The organism is Sphingomonas sp. Leaf198 (assembly GCF_001424005.1).
Lineage (GTDB): Bacteria > Pseudomonadota > Alphaproteobacteria > Sphingomonadales > Sphingomonadaceae > Sphingomonas.
In genome coordinates, this window is record NZ_LMPX01000001.1 from 1,574,826 (window position 1) to 1,594,522 (window position 19,697).

18 protein-coding genes and 1 pseudogene are annotated in these 19,697 nt (G+C 63.1%); 13 read left to right on the top strand and 6 right to left on the bottom strand.

What is annotated here, in order from left to right:
* Nucleotides 1-102: 102 nt before the first annotated feature.
* The gene (locus tag ASG20_RS06905; RefSeq protein WP_056050123.1) at nt 103-990 is read right to left on the bottom strand and encodes a LysR family transcriptional regulator; all 888 of its coding nucleotides are present in this window, start codon (nt 988-990) and stop codon (nt 103-105) included.
* Nucleotides 991-1,085: 95 nt separating this feature from the next.
* Here ASG20_RS06905 and ASG20_RS06910 point away from each other — a divergent pair, with 95 nt between their 5' ends.
* Both ASG20_RS06910 and ASG20_RS19315 read left to right on the top strand, forming a co-directional pair.
* Entirely contained in the window at nt 1,086-2,189 is a 1,104-nt protein-coding gene (locus ASG20_RS06910) for an aldo/keto reductase (protein ID WP_056050125.1), read from the top strand.
* A 259-nt stretch (nt 2,190-2,448) separates the two neighbouring features.
* Nucleotides 2,449-2,625 (top strand): hypothetical protein, encoded by a 177-nt coding sequence (locus tag ASG20_RS19315; RefSeq protein ID WP_156364072.1) that lies wholly within the window; start codon nt 2,449-2,451, stop codon nt 2,623-2,625.
* Nucleotides 2,626-2,677: 52 nt separating this feature from the next.
* On the opposite strand, the pseudogene ASG20_RS06920 reads toward ASG20_RS19315, so the two are convergent.
* Nucleotides 2,678-3,145, bottom strand: a pseudogene (locus ASG20_RS06920) (integrase core domain-containing protein); the annotation flags it as partial.
* 387 nt (nt 3,146-3,532) lie between these two features.
* Between ASG20_RS06920 and ASG20_RS19785 the strand changes: the two are divergent.
* From ASG20_RS19785 to ASG20_RS06970, 11 genes are all read left to right on the top strand, one after another.
* Complete coding sequence (locus ASG20_RS19785) at nt 3,533-4,288, top strand: hypothetical protein (protein ID WP_201780693.1); 756 nt, start codon at nt 3,533-3,535, stop codon at nt 4,286-4,288.
* A gap of 205 nt (nt 4,289-4,493) precedes the next feature.
* Complete coding sequence (locus ASG20_RS06930) at nt 4,494-4,970, top strand: hypothetical protein (protein WP_056050132.1); 477 nt, start codon at nt 4,494-4,496, stop codon at nt 4,968-4,970.
* A 47-nt stretch (nt 4,971-5,017) separates the two neighbouring features.
* Nucleotides 5,018-5,836 carry a M23 family metallopeptidase gene (locus tag ASG20_RS06935; protein ID WP_056050134.1) on the top strand — a complete coding sequence of 273 codons (819 nt, stop codon included), beginning with the start codon at nt 5,018-5,020 and terminating at the stop codon, nt 5,834-5,836.
* Nucleotides 5,837-5,877: 41 nt separating this feature from the next.
* Nucleotides 5,878-6,309: a hypothetical protein gene (locus ASG20_RS19320; protein ID WP_156364074.1), complete on the top strand. Its 432-nt coding sequence runs from the start codon at nt 5,878-5,880 to the stop codon at nt 6,307-6,309.
* Nucleotides 6,293-8,569 carry an outer membrane protein assembly factor BamB family protein gene (locus ASG20_RS19870; protein WP_056050136.1) on the top strand — a complete coding sequence of 759 codons (2,277 nt, stop codon included), beginning with the start codon at nt 6,293-6,295 and terminating at the stop codon, nt 8,567-8,569. Before ASG20_RS19320 ends, ASG20_RS19870 begins: the two co-directional genes overlap by 17 nt.
* Complete coding sequence (locus tag ASG20_RS06945) at nt 8,566-10,731, top strand: peptidase domain-containing ABC transporter (RefSeq protein WP_231420543.1); 2,166 nt, start codon at nt 8,566-8,568, stop codon at nt 10,729-10,731. Before ASG20_RS19870 ends, ASG20_RS06945 begins: the two co-directional genes overlap by 4 nt.
* The gene (locus tag ASG20_RS06950; protein ID WP_056050140.1) at nt 10,728-12,197 is read left to right on the top strand and encodes an HlyD family type I secretion periplasmic adaptor subunit; all 1,470 of its coding nucleotides are present in this window, start codon (nt 10,728-10,730) and stop codon (nt 12,195-12,197) included. The genes ASG20_RS06945 and ASG20_RS06950 overlap by 4 nt, the downstream gene beginning before the upstream one ends.
* Nucleotides 12,198-12,207: 10 nt before the next feature.
* Nucleotides 12,208-13,011, top strand: coding sequence for a sulfotransferase family protein (locus ASG20_RS06955; protein WP_056050142.1), 804 nt, complete (start codon nt 12,208-12,210; stop codon nt 13,009-13,011).
* Nucleotides 13,012-13,159: 148 nt separating this feature from the next.
* On the top strand, nt 13,160-14,029 hold the full coding sequence (locus ASG20_RS06960) for an ATP-binding protein (RefSeq protein ID WP_168371607.1): 870 nt from the start codon (nt 13,160-13,162) through the stop codon (nt 14,027-14,029).
* 202 nt (nt 14,030-14,231) lie between these two features.
* On the top strand, nt 14,232-15,053 hold the full coding sequence (locus tag ASG20_RS06965) for a hypothetical protein (RefSeq protein WP_056050145.1): 822 nt from the start codon (nt 14,232-14,234) through the stop codon (nt 15,051-15,053).
* Nucleotides 15,054-15,123: 70 nt separating this feature from the next.
* Entirely contained in the window at nt 15,124-15,930 is an 807-nt protein-coding gene (locus tag ASG20_RS06970; RefSeq protein WP_056050148.1) for a CHAT domain-containing protein, read from the top strand.
* 213 nt (nt 15,931-16,143) lie between these two features.
* On the opposite strand, the gene ASG20_RS06975 is transcribed toward ASG20_RS06970, so the two are convergent.
* The 4 genes from ASG20_RS06975 to ASG20_RS06990 are packed head-to-tail and all read right to left on the bottom strand — an operon-like array spanning nt 16,144 to nt 19,629.
* The gene (locus ASG20_RS06975) at nt 16,144-16,779 is read right to left on the bottom strand and encodes an ABC-type transport auxiliary lipoprotein family protein (RefSeq protein WP_082470782.1); all 636 of its coding nucleotides are present in this window, start codon (nt 16,777-16,779) and stop codon (nt 16,144-16,146) included.
* A complete protein-coding gene (locus ASG20_RS06980; protein WP_056050151.1) occupies nt 16,776-17,711 on the bottom strand; it encodes an MlaD family protein in 936 nt (311 codons plus the stop codon). Before ASG20_RS06980 ends, ASG20_RS06975 begins: the two co-directional genes overlap by 4 nt.
* Nucleotides 17,711-18,505 carry an ABC transporter ATP-binding protein gene (locus tag ASG20_RS06985; RefSeq protein ID WP_056050153.1) on the bottom strand — a complete coding sequence of 265 codons (795 nt, stop codon included), beginning with the start codon at nt 18,503-18,505 and terminating at the stop codon, nt 17,711-17,713. The genes ASG20_RS06980 and ASG20_RS06985 overlap by 1 nt, the downstream gene beginning before the upstream one ends.
* On the bottom strand, nt 18,502-19,629 hold the full coding sequence (locus ASG20_RS06990) for an MlaE family ABC transporter permease (protein ID WP_082470783.1): 1,128 nt from the start codon (nt 19,627-19,629) through the stop codon (nt 18,502-18,504). The genes ASG20_RS06985 and ASG20_RS06990 overlap by 4 nt, the downstream gene beginning before the upstream one ends.
* Between the last annotated feature and the right edge of the window lie 68 nt (nt 19,630-19,697).

Consider the following 19,697-nt stretch of genomic DNA (forward strand, 5'->3'; position numbering starts at 1 on the left):
TAAGCGCCTGCGCCTTCCAAGGCTATTGCCAACGTCCCCCACCGAGCGCCAGCGTAAATCTTGAACATCACCGCCTTCATCCTTGCCAAAGCATGCTTGCGATCACACGCGCATCGCCGTCACGAAGGCCTGGAAGGCCGCAGTCGGTTGACGTCGGCTGGGATAGTAGAGGTGGTTCGGGGCCAGCGTGGGCGCCCAGCCAGTAAGCACTTCGACCAGAGTACCGGCAGCCAGTTGCATCGCGGCGTGCGGCAGCGGCAGGCAAGTCACCCCCAGCCCTGCCACTGCAGCGTCGCGCATCACGTCGATATCGTTGGTTATGAAGTCGCCGCGGACTGACCGTTCCACTGTCCGGCCATCGCGCTCGAATTCCCAGCGGTGTACGACGCCAGAGGACGTGTATCGGTAACACAGACAACGATGAGCGGCGATATCGTCGGGATCGACGGGAGCGGGATGATCGGCGAGGTAGGCCGGCGCGGCGACGAAGACGAGCGGCACCGGCGCGCTGATACGGACCGATATCATGTCGGCTTGCAGCGTTTGCGCATGCCGGATCCCGCAATCGAAGCGGTCCGCGACGATGTCGACGAGCCCGTCGTCGACGACCAGTTCGACGGCGATGTCGGGATAGGCGCGCGCAAAGTCGGCCAGCCGCGGCAGGATGGCGTAGATCGCCGCAACCCGGTGCGCGCTGACCCGGATCCGCCCCGCCGGCCGTTCGCGGGCATTGTCGAGATCGGCCAGCGCGCCCGCAACCGAGGCTATCGCCGGTCTCAACCGCGCCAGCAGTTCCTCGCCCGCCGGCGTCGGCGCCAGCGACCGGGTGGTACGGTCGAGCAGCCGCACACCCAGTTTCGTCTCCAGCGATCGCATCGCATGGCTGAGCGCAGAGGCCGACAATCCAAGCCGCGTCGCCGCTCGCGCGAAGCTGCCAGCCTCGACGATCGTCTCGAACACCGCGAGGCCGGACCAGAGATCACGATCCATTCCTGAACGTCCTTCATCAACCCATGCGCCGCAGATGATCTAATCCTCGCGCTGTCCGGCGTCCATCTGGGGGTGACACACTGCAGGATGCCACCATGAACCTCGACACCTATCGCCCGCTCGGCCGCTCCGGCCTGCTCGTCAGCCCGCTTGCGCTCGGTACGATGACCTTCGGCACGCCGCGCTGGGGACTGGACGAAAGCGGCAGTCGCGCGGTGTTCGATCGCTACACCGACCTCGGCGGCAATTTCATCGACACCGCCGACGTCTATGCGGGCGGGCGATCGGAAGAGATGGTCGGTAGTTTCGTCGCTGCGCAATCGTCGCGCGACCGGCTGGTCATCGCGACGAAATCGGGGTTCGCGACCGGTCGCGGCTATCACGCGGGCGGCAACGGCGCGCGCCACATCCTGGCGTCCATCGAAGGATCGCTCCGCCGACTCCGGACGGACTTCATCGACCTGTACTGGGTGCATGTCTGGGACGGCGTCACCCCGGCCGAGGAACTACTGCGAACGATGACCGCGCTCGTCGCAGCGGGCAAGATTCGCTATTGGGGCATATCCAATACCCCGGCCTGGTACGTCGCCGAACTCGCGACGCTGGCGCGAGTACAGGGCGATCCGGCGCCGATCGGCCTGCAATATTTCTACTCGCTGGTCGAACGCGGGGTCGAGGCCGAGCACCTGCCGCTCGCCCGATCGGCCGGCATGGGCCTCGTCCCCTGGAGCCCCCTCGCCTATGGCCTGCTCACCGGCAAATACGACCGCGCGATCGTCGAGGCGGGTCCGAAGCGCGCGGGCGGCGTCCCCAACCAGGCCGGACAGGACGACACGGCGCGGCCCGTCGACGATAAGCGGCTGGATGGCGACAATCCGTTCGGCGACACGCTGTTCACCGAGCGCAACTGGCAAATCCTCGAAATACTGAAGCGCGTCGCCGCGGAGATCGACGAGACGCCGGCGCGAGTCGCGCTGTCCTGGGTGGTCGGGCAGCCCGGCATCGCATCGACGCTCATGGGCGTGAGCCGGGCGGAGCAGGTAACCGACAATGTCGCCGCACTCGGCCTCACCCTGCCACCCGAGCACCGTGCTGCGCTCGATGCGGTGAGCGGTGACAAGCTGCCGTTTCTCTACGGCCTGTTCGCCCCTGCCGTACGCAATCAGGTCGTCTTCGGGGGCGGAGACGTTCGAAGCTGACGCGTCATCCGGTGAGGAAAGCGGACCTTCCGCTTTAGGGGCCACCCCGCAAGAATCCGACCACTGAACGGGTATCACAGATGCATCAGTCTTTTGCATCGCCGGAGCCCGCGGTTTCCTACCGGTCTTGAGCTGATGCGCAATCTGTGAGTTTTGCATCACGGACCGAGGGTCGTGGCCAGCCACCGCTCGCTATAGATCGTTTCGCCAGAATGCGCGCGCGATGAAGAGAGTTTGAAAGACCGCAACGGCTCCGAAAATGCCGAAGGTCACCATGGTTAGGTTCGGCATCGTGAAGATCGCGCCGGTGAAAATCATCGCCATGAAGGCCAACCAGGCGGGCAAGCCAATCAGTATCGTCGTTCGCTGCAACCAGCGCGGGAGCGCTTCCCAGTTCGTCCGATATAACCACATGCGAGAAGTCTATGCGGATTAATGGGCCCGCTCGCAACGTCCGCGATTGGAGCAATTTGACCTGCTCCCCGTTTTCAGGCCGCTGATAACTTAGCTTCGGTATCTATATGCCCCTGGCGGGGGCGGTTCGTAAACTCGGCGGGTGCCATCCCGCCAAGACTGCTGTGCGGACGTACGGTGTTGTAGTCCGTCCGCCATGCCTCGATGATCCGTCTCGCCGCAGCCAGCGAGGGGAACAGGTGTTCGTTCAGACACTCGTCGCGCAAGCGACCATTGAACGATTCCACAAAGCCATTCTGCTGCGGCCTCCCCGGGGCGATGTAGTGCCACTCGACCCCGGTGTCCTGACACCAGGCGAGGACGGCATGACTGGTCAGCTCGGTGCCGTTGTCGCTGACCACCATGCACGGCAGCCCGCGACGCTCGGCGATGGCGCTCAGCTCGCGAACGACCCGCCGACCCGACAGCGAGGTGTCGACGATGCATCCCAGGCATTCCCGGCTGTAGTCGTCGATGACGTTGAGCATGCGGAACCGCCGGCCGCAGAGCACCTGTATGTCCACGCCCTGCTCGTCCATTAGCGCCAGACGACCTTCGCCGAGATCGGCTAGACGATCGCCAGTTTCGCCCCGTCCGCGATGGAAGATACCGGGTCGTACGGCGGCGGGGCAGACGCCCAAGCCTCTCCTGAATTAGAAATTTTTATCATTATTTGTAGATTAAAAGAAGACGTATCTGAATATTAAGAAATGTAATGTTCACATCACAGGAAAATAATATTCCCTACGATTCACTATATAGCTCCTATCATAATTAATAATATTTCATCTTTTCGATAACAACGCGTCACGATTGGAGTCGCATAACTTCGTGTGGACCTTGTCCTGCTGTCGCCGGCATCGCGGCGATCTCTGTGAAGGATAGCGCAGATGGCCACCTCCTCACTTCAATATAAACCATCGAATCAGTCAGCCTTGGAAGAAGAGCCGATCGAAGACGGCGGCGGTGGTGGCGGCTACGGCGGCGGTGGAGGCTACGGCGGTGGCGGCGGCTACGGTGGCGGCGGCAGTTACGGTGGCGGCGGTGGAAGCTATGGCGGCGGCACCTATGGTGCTGGCGGCAGTAACGGCGGCTATGGCGCCTACGATGCCGGTGGAGGGTACGGTGGCGGAACATCTGGCTATTACGCGCCCGGCGATAATCAGGCAGACCCCGACACGTCCGGCGACCCGGTAAGCGCAAGCGTTTCCAACAAGGTCGTGACCTATACCAACTCGGACGGGACGACCTTCACGCAGAGCGGCGGTCATCCGGATCGCGACAACAACCCGCTCGATATCAGCGCCGGGAGCTTTGCCAACAATCATGGGACAATCGGTACCGACGGACGATTCGCGATCTTCTCGTCAGGGGACGACGGCATGTCGGCCGCACATGATTTGATGAACGACATCAACAATCGAACATCGAACGGTTCTGGTCAAACATGGGATGCGGGCCATGCCACGGTCGACAATCTTATCACGACATGGTCGCCCCCGAGCGAGAACGACACGGCTGGGATGATCAGCGGTATCAGTTCCGCCGCGGGCGTCGGCGCGAATACGGAGTGGAGCAGCATGACGTCGGCGCAACAGACCTCGTTCATGAACGCCTACGCCCAGCGCGAGGGGTATCACCACTGATGTCGATGGCGGTCGTCAGCATAGGGTCGTAATCAGGAGTATCGAGATGATTACCTTGTTGTCGTTAGCACTGTCCCTTCTACCGGCGACCGCCTCGACATCGGACGCGCGATGTCAAACTGACCTGATCCACAGTCACTCCAGGGCAAGTCTCCCGGCATCGTGTCGATCGCTGGGTCGCTTAAGACTGGGCGAGCCTATAGGATTGGCCACCAGCGTCCTGGGTGCGCCCGACGCCAGGACGATGGCGGCCAACGGGGCGGAGACGCTGGCATGGATCGTGCCAAGAACGTTGAACCACGCCTTGCAACGCCGCCCCGTCACCGCGCATCAGCTGAAATACGGGGTGGTCTATGTCGTTGCACGCAATGGCAGGATCGTATCGATCCGCGACGAAAGCGGTGGTCTCGCGCCGAACCTGGGGTTCGCCGGCCTGAAGGCAGGAGACGCCGTTGGTCGAGCCGACACGCTGTTCGGACGGCCTCAGGTCAGCCGGGCTGGCGATTACCGATCCTATCCCGCGCTGCCGATCGCCATCCACACCGACGACGAAGGGACGACGATAGAGGGCTTCGACATCGCCGAACGCTCCGCCGATCTCGTCGGCGGTGAGGCCAGAGGCGAGCCACAGAAGGACGGCACCGGAATGGTCCAGGCGCTGCGACTGCGCTTCGGCCGGTAACAAGTCGCCAGACAGACCGAAAACTCCAAAACCCGAGGGGCATCCAAATGGCAACATCTAGTCTTCAATACCGGGCAGCCCAACAGTCCGCGCTAGAGGAGGAGCCGATCGAGGACGGCGGTGGTGGCGGTGGCTACGGCGGCGGCGGTTATGGCGGCGGCGGTAGCTACGGCGGTGGTGGCGATGGTACCTACGATGGCGGTGATGGCGGTGGTGGCGGTGGTGGCGGGACCTATGCCGGTGGAACCTATGGCGGCGGCGGTTACGGGTATTCCGATAACGGCGGGTATGGCTATGCGGGCGGATCCTATGGGTACGATCCCGATCCTGCTAGCGGTGGCACGTATACCAATGGCGGCTACGGGACCGGCGGAGACGGTACGGCGTCATCGCATATCGCACGCAACGCGGACGGCAGCCTGAAAGCGGGAAATGACACGTCCGGATCCGCGACCGATGCGGATCGGCAGGTGGTCACGAGTCCGTATGACGCGTCGAGAAGCGCGGACGGATCCAAGGTCCACAGCGGAATCGACATCGTGCCTGAGAACGCGGACGGCAGTGTGGATGCCAACGCGCACATACAAAGCATCAGCAACGGAACCGTGGTCAAGGTCGGCAACGTCAGCGGCTTCGGTTCCAACACGGTCGTAGTGCAAGGGTCTGACGGCAATTTCATAACCTACGGACACATGTCGAGTGCGAGCGTCCATGTCGGGGATAACATGAGCGTCGGCGACACGCTGGGCGTGGTAGGCTCCGAAGGGATGAGCACCGGAATCCATGTGCATATACAGGAGTCGCAGGGAGGCGCCTTCTGGAACAGCCAGGGCTTCAACGGCTTCGTCGACCCCGGTCATCACTGATCAAACATTCCTGGTTGCAACTCTGCCGAGGATCTTCGTCGATGCGCTGTTCAAACGCACTTATTGCACCGATGCTGATCGCCAACTTGGCTGCACCATCTGCCGCGGCGCGACCTCCTGCGGCGGCGTCGGCCAACGGATCATGGCGCTGGATAAGGATCGAGCCGAAAGATCGATCTCCCGGGGAGGACGCGTGGCGGGTGCAGCAAGGAACTTCCCGTCTGTCGCGGGACGGTTCCGGGCATTTCTCGACGACGCTGTCATACCAAGGCGCTGGTTTCTCCCAACAATACCGGCTGACCGGATACATAAAGGGCCGGACGGTTTCCGCGCGCGAGGTCCTGCAAGGTTCCGATGCGCCACCGCTCCTCTACCGTGGCGCGCTGACACTCGGTGGCAAATGCATGGACATCTCGGCTGGGCTGTTCACGATCCTGCTTTGCGAGGAAGCCGGCGATGCACGCAGTCAGTGAGTTGCAGCCTATCGATTGCAGCGACGCCGTAACGAAGTTGACGGCGTTCCTCGTACGCCACTGCATCGTGAAGGGAGACGAGGGCGCCCTCGTCAATTCCCGCGGCGATCCGCAGGCGTGGATGCTCGATCTCCGGCTTGCGATTCTGGATGCGGATGCATCTGCCTGGATCGTCGACGAACTCTGGTCGCGTGCCAGGCCGCTATGGCCGTTTCAGCTGGCGGCGCAGGAGCTTGCTGCAGTGCCGTTGCTCGGCGGCATGGTGGCGAAAGGAGCGCGCGAAGGTCTGCCGATCGATGGCCTGATCGTGAGGCGCGACCGGAAGCTTCACGGTCGGCAGAGACTGGTCGAGGGCCGGCTGAACGGTGAGAAGATCATTCTGCTGGACGACATCGTCAACAGCGGCAGATCGATCGCCAGAGCGATCCGCATCATCGCTGATCTGGGCGGTTCGGTAGCCAAGGTGATAAGCCTGCTCGACTTCGAGAACCCGCGGCGCGATTTTGGCGACTCCGCGCCGGAATACGCGTTCGTCCTGCCGCTCCGAAGTCTCGGTCTCCCGGCGTCGCGCAGAACGGAGCCGTTGGATCGTCGGCCGTTGCAGGTCGCATGGCATCGGCCCTCCGAAGGAGGCTATTCCCGGCATGTCGCACGCAAGGCGACGCCGGTCGTCGCTGGGGCAGTCGTGCTTCACGCAACGGAGGTGGGGCGACTGTCGGCGATCAACCGAAGCAGTGGCGCAGAAATGTGGCAGCGGCAATTGGCGCGACGGTCCAAGGGACTTTGGTCGACGCCGCTGGTGCTCGGCGATCGCGTGTACATCGGATCGTATGAGGGCACGCTGTCGTGTCTGGACATTCAGGATGGCGAGACCGTCTGGACGTTCGATGATGCTGACTGGATCGGGTCTTCCCCCGCCACCGACGGCGAGCGCATCTTCGTGGGTCTCGAATACGCTCTGAGGGGCGGGTGCGGCGCCATCGTTGCGCTCGACGCGAAGACCGGGCGCGTGGTGTGGCACCGCGACGTTCCGTCTCCCGTCCATGCGACGCCGAGCCTGTCGAAGGATGGTCGCGTCCTATGCGGATCGAACGATGGGACGTTGCTTTGCCTTATCGGAGAGACGGGCGAAGAGCGGTGGACAATCGACATCGGCGGCGCCGTGAGATCGGCGGCGGTATTCGGGCCCGCGGGGCGGCGACTGTTCGTCGGGAGCGACGATGGCGGCGTCAGGGCGATCGATGTCGATACCGGACGGATCGCGTGGTGCTTCCAGACCAACGGGGAGGTCGGGGCGCCGCCTCTGCTGCGCGGGGCGTTTCTCTACGCCCCGTCCGCCGACGGAATTCTATACAAGTTATGCGCGCAGACCGGCAGGGAGGTTGCTCGCCAACGGCTCGGCGGCAAGATCGTCGCGACACCCGCAGTCGACGGCGATGACCTACTCGTCGGATCGTCGCGTGGTCAGCTCGTGCGGATCCGCATCGCCGATTTCCGCGCGACGGCGGTTCACGATCTCGACTTCAGAATAACGAGCGACATCGTCGTCACCGAGGACCATGTGTACGTGGCCGGAGCGGATGGCGAACTGGTCGCCATATTGCGACATAATCCGGTCGCCGGTGACAGTGCGCCGGAGCAGGCTGCGCGGCGACCGCTGGATCCACCATTCGCCGCGAAGGCGGCGAACGCGCGCTTGCGACCGTTGGCGCCACTGTACAATCACCTGCGGTCCGAAATGACCGAAGCCGACCTTCAGGTCTGGCAGGACTTCATCTCCGAACGCGAGCGGAACGAGCTCGTCGCATGGGCCGTGCGCATGAGGCCGCATCTGCAAGCGAACTTCGCCAATCGGCAATACCGTCAAACGGATACGCTGCCGGAATTGCCGCAGGTGTATACGACCGTTCGCGAACGCCTGGAGCGAAGCGCGCGTCTCGCGGATGCCGAACGAGAGCCCGAGTTCGGATGGTATCTCAGCGTCATCGAAAGCGGCGGGGCCGTGCACAGTCACCTCGATCCCACGCGTCCCGGTCGTCGCCATCTCAGGTGCAATCTCTTTCTTCAGTTGCCGCAAGCGGGAGGCTTTCCGGTCATCGAGGGGCAATCGCGCCCGCTCGGCGAGGGCGACATGCTGGCCTTCTTCCCCAGCGAACGCCGTCATCGCTCGGAGGTAGTAGGCGGCGACAGGGCACGGATCATCTGCTCCTTCGGCTATCTCGTCCCCGAGAACTACGCACTTCCGATCGTGATCGCGTGAAGCCCCCGCCCGGTCTCGAGCACACGCATGATGAACCCTGGGGATTGTCGGTCCGGTCGGGTCTTGCCGCAATCGAACACGTCGCGCGCGTGCGCAGGGTGGACATCGATGCCGCGACGCTGAGGCACGAGCTGGCGCTGGGATCCGCGCCCCTCGGCGCGCTCGATCTCGTCAATGTCGCGGAGCAGGCCGGCCTTGCCGCGACCTTGCTGACGAAACAGACGCGTGCATCATTGTTCCATCTTTCTCCGCCGTTCATCCTGAGATTGAAGAACGGAAAATTCGTGACGTCGCGTCCGACCGGGCGAGGGAAACTGGGGGTTAGCGATCCGCTCTCGCCGGGGCTCGTCGGCGTGACGCCCGAGCGTCTCGCAGATTCGTGGACCGGCGAGGTCATCCTGATCCAGCGCCGCCTGCCGCCGGTCACGACGGACGGCGAGAACGGCCTGGGGTGGTTTACGAGTACGATCCTGAAGTTCCGGCATCCGCTGGTGCACGTCATGATCGCATCGCTGTTCATCCAGCTGTTCGCATTGGTGACGCCGCTCTTCTTTCAGATCATCATCGACAAAGTGCTGGTCCACAAGGCCATCTCCACGCTGAACGTCGTGGTCGTGGCATTGATGGTGATCGGTCTGTTCGACGTCGGGCTTCAGTACCTCAGAACCTACGCGCTGGCGCACACATCCAGCCGCATCGACGTCGAACTCGGCTCCCGCTTGATGAAGAAAATGCTGACGCTCCCGCTCAGCTATTTCGAAACAAGACCCGCGGGTCAGACGATTGCACGCTTCCGCGAACTCGAGAACATCAGGACGTTTCTGACAAGCCAGGCGCTGACTTCGCTGATCGACGTGCTCTTTACGCTCGTCTTCCTCGCGGTGCTCTTTCTCTATTCCGCGCCGCTTGCGCTCGTGGTGGTCGCGTTCATACCCGTCTATATCGCGGTCGTGGCTCTGGTCAGGCCGCTGCTTCGCACGCAGATCCGCGAACGTTTCGTTCGTAACGCGGAAAGCCAGCAGTTTCTGGTCGAGGCGATCGTCGGATTCCCGACGCTGAAGGCAAGTGCGGTCGAGCCTGACGTTCTCAAGCAATGGGAAGACAAGCTCGCCAGCTACGTCAAATCCGCCTTCCAATCCTCAATGGTCGGAAATTTTGGTCAGAACGTGATCCAGTACGTCACCAAGGTGAACACGGCATTGGTGCTGTACTTCGGCGCGATCTACGTCATCGACGGAACGATGACCGTCGGCGGTCTCGTCGCGTTCAATATGATATCGGCACAAGTGCTGGCGCCGATCCTCCGTCTGGCAAATGTCTGGCAGGACTTCCAGCAGGCGCAGATCTCGGTCGAGCGCCTCGGCGATATCCTGAATGCGCCGTCCGAGACGAGCCAGGGCCAAGTGATGAAGTTGCCACCGATCAAGGGGCAGATCGACATCTCCAACGTAAGTTTCAGGCACTCCGCCGATGGCCCCCTGGCGCTCGACGATGTGACGATCAGCATAGAGGCCGGGGAGGTTGTCGGTATCGTCGGACCATCCGGGTCAGGCAAGTCGACCTTGGCCAAGGTACTCCAGCGGCTGTACGTGCCGGAAACCGGTACGGTATCGGTCGACGGCATCGATATCAACGGCGCGCATCCCGCGTGGCTGCGTCGCCAGGTTGGCGTGGTGTTGCAGGAGAACCTCCTGTTCAACCGGACGGTTCACGAGAACATCGCCCTAGCATCCTCTGGACTCCCGAGGGCTAGGGTGATCAGGATGGCGCAGCTGGCCGGTGCGGACGAGTTCATTCGACGCATGCAGCACGGGTACGACACGCGCATCGAGGAACGGGGAGCGAACCTGTCCGGCGGACAGCGCCAGCGCATCGCGATCGCGCGCGCGTTGGCCCGCGATCCGAAGATCCTCATCATGGACGAGGCTACTAGCGCGCTCGACTATGAGAGCGAGCGAATCGTCCAGGAGAACATGAAGGAGATCGTCAAGGGGCGGACGGTCATCATCATCGCACATCGCCTCGCAGCAGTCAGGCACTGCGATCGCGTGATCGGGATGGTCGACGGCCGGGTGGTCGAGGACGCTTCGCCGGATCAGCTTCTTGCGCGCGAGAACAGTCTGTTCGGTCGGCTGTGGGCAATGCAGGGAAGTGCCGCATGAGGCTCGCCGCGAAGCGTCCTGCGGGGCCGAAGCCCGGCGGTGCTCGTACTTTCAGCGTCTCTCCCTCGGTCACTTTGCGAGAGTTCCTGCCGCCCGCTCGCTCGATCGCCGCGACGCCGCCCTCGCCGATCCGGCTGGCGTTGATCATCGGGATATGCGCCCTGTTTGCCTGCGCGCTCGGGTGGGCGTGCATCGGTCACTTCGACATCTATGCGGTTGCCCGTGGGCGTATCCAGCCGATCGGAAGATCCAAGGTCGTGCAGCCCGTCGACGAGGGGCGTGTCGTATCCGTCAGGGTGAAGGAGGGCGATCACGTCGGCGCGGGCGCCTTACTGGTCGAACTGGACGCGACGACGGCGCGCGCCACGCAGACCACGTTGAGCCTTCATCTCGCGGATGTCGACGCGGAGATCGCCCGCGTGATGGTGGAGATGGACGCAGCATCGCAAGGGAGCGAGACGATGCCACGCCTGCGGTTGCCGCATGCGACCTCGTCCGCCGTGGCGATGCGCGAGCAGGCCGTGCTCGAGGCGAACTTCGGCGGTCTGCTCGCCAACGTCCGGCTGCTGCGCGCGCGCGCCGACCAGAGCAGAGCGCAATCTCTGGCTATCAAGAAGAACCTTGTGGCGCAGGAGCAGGTGCGGCGGACGCTGGACGAACGCGTCGACATCAACAACGTCCTGCTGAAGCAGGGCTGGAACACCAAGTCTCGCGTCATCGACGCGCGCGAGGATCGCGATCGGCAGATCGGCACCATCGTGTCCGAAGAAGGATCCGCGCTGGAAGCCGAAGCCTCGTCCGCGACTGCGGCCGAGGCCGTGTTGCAGGCCCGCGCGGAGTTCCTGTCGAACGATGCGAAGGTCTTGAATCAGCTGCAGCAGGATCGTGAAAAGACGGCACAAGATCTGCTCGGCGCTACGGCGAAGCTCGAGCATACCAAGATCTACGCGCCCAATGCGGGCACCGTGCAGCAGTTGGCGATCACCACGGTCGGCCAGGTCGTCGGCAGCGGCCAGCAGCTCATGACGATCGTTCCCAACGGTCGGCATCTGGAGATCGAGGCGCTTGTGGAAAACCAGGACATCGGTTTCGTCCGCGAGGGGCAGCCCGTGACGATCAAGATCGATACGTTTCCCTTCACCCGCTACGGAACGATCGAAGGTCGGGTGGCGCGCGTTTCCCGGGACGCAGTGACGAGTACGGAGGCCGTCGGGGCGGAGGACACCGAGACCAAGCCGGTCGAGGCGCAGTCGGGTGCCGCCACGGCAACGCCAAAGACGGGGCAGCTCGTCTATCCCGTTCACGTCGACCTTGGCCGATCGACCATGAACGTCGACGGCAGAGACATCGATCTGTCCGCAGGCGAGAACGTGACGGTCGAGATCAAGACCGGGCGTCGGCGGCTTATCGATTACATTCTCTCGCCGTTGATGGAGAACGCCACCGCGGTCGGGCACGAGCGTTAGGAGAAACGTGATGCGCTCCCTGCACTTCATATCGGGTCTGCCACGGTCGGGATCGACGCTGCTGGCCGCCATCCTGAAGCAGAATCCGCGGGTCAATGCCGCGATGAGCAGCCCGGTCGCCGGGATGTTCGGCGCGATGCAGACAGTGTTGAGCGGCAAGAACGAGTTCAGCGTGTTCATCACCGAACGCAAGCGCAAGGCGATTCTCAGGGGACTCTTCGACAGCTTCTATGGTGACGACGACAAGGAGGTCGTGTTCGACACCAACCGGGCATGGAGCGGTAAGCTGGCGGCGCTTTCCCAACTCTATCCCGATGCCAAGATGGTCTGCTGCGTCCGGTCGATGGTGTCCATTATCGACAGCTTCGAACGCCTGGTGCAGGCCAATCCGCTCGAACCATCGCGCATGTTTCAATACCAAGCGTCCGGTTCGGTCTACAGTCGCGTTGACGAAATGCTCCGTCCCGAAGGCGTGATCGGCAGCGCGCTGCAGGGACTGAAGCAGGCGTGCTACAGCCCGCTGGCGGACAGGTTGCTGATCGTCCCCTACGAAAAGCTCGTCGGCGATCCCGAAGCTGTCCTCGACCGGATCTACGGCTTTATCGGCGAGCAGAGATTCGCCCATAACTTCAGCGACGTCGCGTATGACGCGGACGAGTTTGACGTGAAGATGGGCCTACCCAACCTCCACCGCGTCGGTCGGGTCGTCGAAGCGAAGGTTCGAACACCCGCTTTGCCTCCCGACTTGATCTCGCGCTTTGGCGATCGCCCGTTCTGGGCCGAGCCCGCTATCGCGGCCCGACATGTCGCCTAGGACTTCGCCAAATCCACGTGCGGCCGAGCATTTTCCGTTTCGACTGACATTTGCCGAAAGGGCGTTGGTTTCGTCGGCCGAGCGTGCCGGAATCGAGGTTCGCGCCGTGGGTTGGAGGCGGCTCCTGAAGTTCGCCAAAGGAGAGGAATTGGCTTGGCTTAACGGGACGATCTCGCATCGGACGAGCGCGATCGCGTGTCAGATTGCGGGTGACAAGGCGGTTACCAAGGCGCGTCTTGCGGGTGTTGGGCTGCCGGTTTGCGACGGGGCGCTGGTGCATGACGTCGACGCTGCGCTGTCGGTTGCGCAGCGCCTCGGTTCCGCGGTCGCGGTCAAGCCTAATCTTGGTGCGCAGGGGCGAGGCGTGAGGACCGGGGTGACCCACGAAGGCGCCGTCGCAGCAGCATTCCGCAATGCCGCCGGAGCAGGCGGCGTGCTGATCGAGCGGCATCATCCGGGCTGCGACGTGCGAGTGCTCGTCGTGAACGGGGTTGCGGTCGCCGCAGCTGAACGGAGGGCGGCGGAAACCTCGGCGGACGGCGTCCGGTCGGTCCGAGACCTGATCCGATCCTTCAACGGCGGGGACTCGCGCGAGAGCGCGCATCGCGGAGCTTTGTCGACGGTCGACGTACACTGCGAAGATCTGAGGGCGCTGCTGACGTCGCAGGATCTCACGCTCGAAACGGTGCCTGGTGCAGGGACTGTCGTTCGGCTCGGATGGGGCGCCAATCTGTCGCGAGGCGGTATCGCGATCGATCGGACGGATGTCATTCCCAGCCTGGTAAGTGACATGGCGTGCCAGGCCGCCCGCATCGTCGGCCTGGATATCGCGGGGATCGACTTGCTCGTTCCCGAGAACGGGCCGCCGGTGATTCTGGAAGTCAACGCGTCGCCGGGACTGCGGATGCATCTCGCCCCCAGCGTCGGCGAGCCGCGCGACGTGACGTCGCCGATACTGACCTACCTGTTCGACGCAACGCCCCGCGGAATCGCCGAACGGTCACAGGAGAGAGCTTGAGATGCGTGGCAGGATATTGGATTTGGCGTGCCTGGTGTTTGCGCTGTCTTCCACCGCCGCTTGGGCTGACGGGGCCAAGCGATCAGAGGTTCCCATCAGACAGGTCGTCCTCAGCGACGGGACGCGACGGTACGCCGTGCCAATCGAGGTAGGCGGAGAGGCGATCGACGCGGGGTTGGATAGCGGCTCGGTAGGCCTACGGGTGATTTCGGACGATCGCCTGGACCACACGCTCGAAGCGAAGCCCGGAGGCTGGCAAAGCTATGGTTTCAGCGTGGGTACGGTGCTGGAAGGTCCCGCCGCGATAGGCGTCGTGACTGTCGGAGGCGTCAGGACACGCATCGAACTTCAGCAGGTTCGCAAGGCGTCGTGCACCGCCTTGAAACGCAACTGCCCCGCGTCGAACATTCCGTTCGGCGCGTTCCGCATCCAGGGGGACGGACTCCCGGACGAAGGGTTCCGCGCAATCTTCGGCATCGGCGTCTTCGCGAGCCATACCCCAAATCCGCTGATCACGCTCGGGATCAGGCGCTGGATCATCCGATTGCCTCGGCCGGGAGAAACAGCGGATGGTGCCTTGATTCTCAATCCGGACGAGTCCGAACTGCGCGGATTCAAGCCCCTCGAGTCAGCATCGAACAACGAGCATCGCCGAAACGACGCGGTGCGTGGATGTCTCCAGCTGACCGCCGAACAGCGTCTTTGCGCGCCGACGATCCTGGATACTGGCGCGCCCGGTGTCGCGGTCGTGAACGGCCCCTTGAGGCGCGGTGGCGCGTCACCCCAGATGACGCTCATGTTCGTCGCCTCGGATGGCGCGAGTTCTCCCGAAATTCGGTTCGAAACCGATCAGCGCAGTCAGGGGTCGCGTTTCTCGATCGAGCACGAGGAGCGCGTCGACACGTCGCTTATCAGGTCGGGCATCATGCCCTATCTCTCGTACGACGTGCTGTACGACAGCAGAACGCGGCAAATATCGCTACGCCTCCGACCGCCGTACGCTGGTGGCGCAATCGCCCGCTAAGCGACTAACCGAATGATCATAATGCCCCCCTCGATGCGCGAAGCTGGGTCGTGTATCCAAGGAGACCAATTTGCGCACCGCTCTAAAGAATGAGCAGTCGTCCGCCGATCGGGCGGAGGAGGTCCGTCGCCGCAAGGTCAAGGCGGAGGACGACGCCCGGTCGAAGGCGGACGCGAAACGACGTGATCTCGAGAAAAATCATGCCCGCGACATAGCCCGCCTGTCTAGACCAACGGTGCATCATGTGATTGTGCGCGAGCCAGAGCCGGAACGACTGCGCGTCCTTTATCTAACGGCCAGCCCGGCGACCGACGGCGCCGCGCCGCTGCGGGTGGACGCAGAGGTCAACAATGTCCTGAAGGTGCTGCGTGGCGCGAAGTATCGAGACCTCGTGGATCTGCAGCATCGTCCGGCGGCCACGGTCGAAGACCTCGTAAATGGCTTGAATGATCACCGGCCGCACGTCGTGCATTTTTCAGGGCATGCAGGCGGAGGCCTTCTCTTCGACAACGCGAGCCTGATCCACGCGGGCGAGCAGCTAGTCGGATACAAGGCTGTAGCACGGCTGCTCTCCGCCACGGACCACCCGGTCACCTTGGTCGTCTTGAACGCCTGCGAGACGCTGGAGGGAGCGGAGGAAATACTTGACGCGGCTCCAATGGTTATCGCCATGTCGGATACCGTGGGCGACGCCAGCGCGGCGGTGTTCGCAACCCAGTTCTACGGAGGCATCGCGGCGGCCCAACCGATCGGTGCTGCCGTTGATCAAGCGAGGGCAATGATTGCGATCGCGCTCCCCGACGAACCGGACCTGATCACCGTGTGCGCTGTTAAGGACGTGGACCCAGACGAAGTTCGGCTGGTCAAGCCGGCTTGAGCTCGTCCTGTTCGACCCATTCCCGGTCATTCAGGACCTGTTTGCCGCTTCCCAACTGCGGCCTTTCGTTCATCTTGGTAAACCGCGGGTATCAAGCTTATGTAACCCGCAGTCGAGCGGGCGCTGCCGCAACGGCCGGTGCCTTCATCGACGTGCCGTTATGACCGAAAAAGGCCGGTATCCTCATTTCATCAGGCGCGTTGGGATGTCCCGTCACCTACTTGCAACGGGGATCGTCACGTTGGCCCAGTCGACGATCTGCGTGACACTCTGCATCGTAGCGGCATCGAACGCGGCAGCGATGGCTGGACCGGTATCGGCAGTGGCGGGCGCCGTTCCCGAGAATTGCAGTCGTCCCACGATGGTATTCATTGCGCGATCAGCAAGGAATGCCACGCCGTCGACATGGATCACCGGCGCGCCTGCGCCGGCGCCCGGATAGCTGGCCTCGAACCTGTTGACCGAAACCGTCAGGATGGCGGTGGCCGCCCCGGACGCACGCGTGGCGACCGCGATGTCGGGTGCGCGTGTCGCGACGGTGGCGTCCAGCGCGGCCGCGTAAAGGGTTGGTGCGGGCGATACCCAGCGAACGCCTTTGATGTAGGATATCTCACTACCCTGCGTGGTCAGGATTCGGTCGCCGGCAGTTGCGGGTGAAAATTGCGGCACCGGCAACGCCAAAGTCCGGCGTGGCGCTGGGGTGGCTTGAGGGACCGTCCCCGCCGCCACTGGTCCGAACCGATACAGCGTGTCGGGTTTGCCGCCCCCCAGCAAGGCACCGACGCATCCGGTCAGGGACAGCGCCGCAGCAATCGCCAGGGTCGCACGTGATGTAGCTCGATAAGTCATTTCTGGAGTTCCCGTTCCCGGCTCGATCTCTTCAGCAGCGTTCCGCGCGGATCCTGTCGGATACTCCGGACCAGCGTGTCGAGATCGTCTGAGGTTTCCTGAAGGCTGCGCATCGTGTCGGTAATCTGCGGGAGCGTCGACGATCCTACCGTCTTGCCCTGCACGGCCAAAGTCGAAAGCACGGTACGCGCCTCTGCCAGTGTCGCCTTGAGTTCGGCTGCGGCATCGGCGGTGTTGGCGACCGCGCGTTTGCCGTCGCCCTCGACCAGCGACCGCACGCTGCCCATAGTGACCCGTGCATCGCCCGCGGTGGCATCAAGCTTTGCGATCGCGGATGCGGCATTGCCGAACATTGCGCGGTTCGCCGCGAGTGCGCCCGTAGTCTGCTTGAGGTCGTTTATCGCCCCGGACAGATTGGCGATGTTACGATCAGTCAGCAGCGAGTTTACCCGATCGAGCGCGGTCGTCGCGCTTTCGACCATCTGCCCGCCGCTCTGCAACAACGAGGCCAGCGCGTTGGGTTTCGACGGAATGATAGGGACCTTGTCCTTGGAAACGTCGCGCAACAGCGGCATCCGGGTCGACCCTGCGCTGATCGAAACCGCGTTCAATCCCGAGATACCCTGCATTTCCGTGCTGCCGAGCGAGTCCGTCCGCACCGGTGTATTGTGATCGATCTCGACATCCACCAGGATCTTGTTGGCATCCTGGGGCGCAAGCCGAACGTTGGTGACCTCACCGACCTTGATGCCGTTGAATTGCACATCCCCGCCCTTGCCGACGCCGCGGACCGGGCCCTGGAAAATAATGCGGTACGGGTCCTTCTTGTCGCCGGCCTGGAAGTTCCCGAGCCACAGGACGAAGACGATGCCACCAATCAGGAGAAACGTGGTCAGCACGCCGACCAACGCGTAATTCGCATGGCGTTCCATTAGTCGATCTTCTCCTGCACGGCGCGCCCGCGAGGGCCGCCGAAATATGATTTGATCCAGGGGTGGTCAGACTTTTCGAGCCTTGCGACCGTATCGATCGCAGCAACCTTCCGGTCGGCGAGTACCGCCACACGGTCACAGATCGCATACAGCGAGTCGAGATCGTGCGTGACCATCAGCACGGTGAGGCCCAGCGCATCGCGAAGCCTGCGGATAAGGTCATCGAATTCCGCGGCGCCGATCGGATCGAGCCCGGCGGTCGGTTCGTCGAGGAAGAGAAGCTCGGGATCCAGCGCGATCGCCCGCGCGACGCCTGCGCGCTTGCGCATGCCGCCGGACAGTTCGGACGGTTTCTTGAGACCGGCATCGTCCGGCAGCCCGGCGAGACGGATCTTCAGTTCGGCAAGGCCGCATATGAAGTCGGCGGGGAACCGGGTATGCTCGATCAGCGGTGCCTCGACATTCTCCCGCACCGTCAGCGATGAAAACAGCGCGCCGTTCTGAAACATCACGCCGATCCGACTGACCACGGCAAGGCGACCGACATCGTCGTGAATGTCATAGCCAAGCACTTCGACCTTCCCTGCATCGGGGGTCTTCAGCCCGAGGATCGTTTCGAGAAGGACGGATTTCCCCGTTCCCGATCCACCGACGAGACCAATGATCTCGCCGCGCCTCACGTCGAGATCGAGGTTGTCGTGGATGAGGGCCTTACCGAACGCCGTGCGCAGGCCACGGACGCGAACGACGACGTCGTCGTGCCCATCGGAGGATGCTGGCGGGGCCGTCGTCACAGTCCGGCCTGCTTGAAGAGGACCGCGAACAGAGCGTCGCACATGATGATCAGGAAGATCGATTGGACGACGGATCCGGTCACGTTGGCGCCCAGGCTCTCGACGTCGTCCTTCACTTCGAGCCCCTGGCGGCAGCCGGTCGTTGCAATCGCAAGCGCAAATACCGGGACCTTGACCATGCCGACCCAGAATTGCTGGGCACCGACGGCATCCACGAGCCGCTGAAAGAAGAAGCTTGGTTCGATCCCCATCATCGTTCGCGCCACCAGCATGCCACCGACGATACCGCCGAGGTCCGCAACCAGTGTCATCAGCGGCAGCATCAGCAGCGCCGCCAGAACGCGGGGCACGACCAGAGCGTCGAAAATATCGACCCCCATCACCCGCATCGCGTCGATTTCCTGGTTCATCCGCATCGACCCGAGCTGCGCGGTGAAAGCCGACGCGGATCGTCCGGCGAACAGTATTGCAGCGATCACCGGTCCGAACTCGCGCAGGATACCGATGCCGACCAGCTCGACCGAATAGACCGCCACGCCGAGCGACTGGAGCATGGTACTGCCGACGAGCGCGAGCACGGCCCCGATAAAGAACGTCATGATCGCGGCGATCGGCAGACCACCCAGTCCGGCCTGTTCGATCGTGGCGACGAACGGCGTAAGGCGCAGCCGGTGAGGACGGACCAGTGTTCGGCCGAGGGCAACCACGAGTTGTCCGAAGAATGTCTGATTGCGGTAGGCGGTTTGCCCGATACCGACCGTCGCGCGCCCGATCCGATCGAAAATCTGCCTGAGTCCACCGGCGCGCGGCGCAGCCAGGGGAGGCTTTTCAAGCGCAGGACTGATGAGATCGGCAAGTGTCGCGAGGTCCGGTCGGAGCGATTGCGGGAGGTGAACCTTACGGACCAACCCCAGCGCCCGGACGATCGCGTACGCGCCCGCAGTATCCAGACGGCCCAGGTCTTCAACGTCGATATCGACCTCGACATCGTCAGTCATGCCCGTGATATCGCGCCTTAGCCGGTCCGCGGCGTCGTTGAGCCGCATGGTGATCCAGTCGCCATGCAGGACCAACGAGCGCCGACCGTCGCGATCGTGCAATTCGAACGCCGCAGCGATGCTCATGATCGCATGTCCTGCCCGCCGTCTGATCGTGCATCCGCCAAGGCGAGCTTGAGCGATACCAGGCGGCT

Coding starts and splice junctions, on each gene's coding strand:
- ASG20_RS19785 (WP_201780693.1), top strand. CDS start 3,533: ATGGCCACCTCCTCACTTCAATATAAACCATCGAATCAGTCAGCCTTG.
- ASG20_RS06990 (WP_082470783.1), bottom strand. CDS start 19,629: ATGAGCATCGCTGCGGCGTTCGAATTGCACGATCGCGACGGTCGGCGC.
- ASG20_RS06905 (WP_056050123.1), bottom strand. CDS start 990: ATGGATCGTGATCTCTGGTCCGGCCTCGCGGTGTTCGAGACGATCGTC.
- ASG20_RS06950 (WP_056050140.1), top strand. CDS start 10,728: ATGAGGCTCGCCGCGAAGCGTCCTGCGGGGCCGAAGCCCGGCGGTGCT.
- ASG20_RS06980 (WP_056050151.1), bottom strand. CDS start 17,711: ATGGAACGCCATGCGAATTACGCGTTGGTCGGCGTGCTGACCACGTTT.
- ASG20_RS19870 (WP_056050136.1), top strand. CDS start 6,293: ATGCACGCAGTCAGTGAGTTGCAGCCTATCGATTGCAGCGACGCCGTA.
- ASG20_RS06975 (WP_082470782.1), bottom strand. CDS start 16,779: ATGACTTATCGAGCTACATCACGTGCGACCCTGGCGATTGCTGCGGCG.
- ASG20_RS19315 (WP_156364072.1), top strand. CDS start 2,449: ATGCCGAAGGTCACCATGGTTAGGTTCGGCATCGTGAAGATCGCGCCG.
- ASG20_RS06910 (WP_056050125.1), top strand. CDS start 1,086: ATGAACCTCGACACCTATCGCCCGCTCGGCCGCTCCGGCCTGCTCGTC.
- ASG20_RS19320 (WP_156364074.1), top strand. CDS start 5,878: ATGCGCTGTTCAAACGCACTTATTGCACCGATGCTGATCGCCAACTTG.
- ASG20_RS06955 (WP_056050142.1), top strand. CDS start 12,208: ATGCGCTCCCTGCACTTCATATCGGGTCTGCCACGGTCGGGATCGACG.
- ASG20_RS06935 (WP_056050134.1), top strand. CDS start 5,018: ATGGCAACATCTAGTCTTCAATACCGGGCAGCCCAACAGTCCGCGCTA.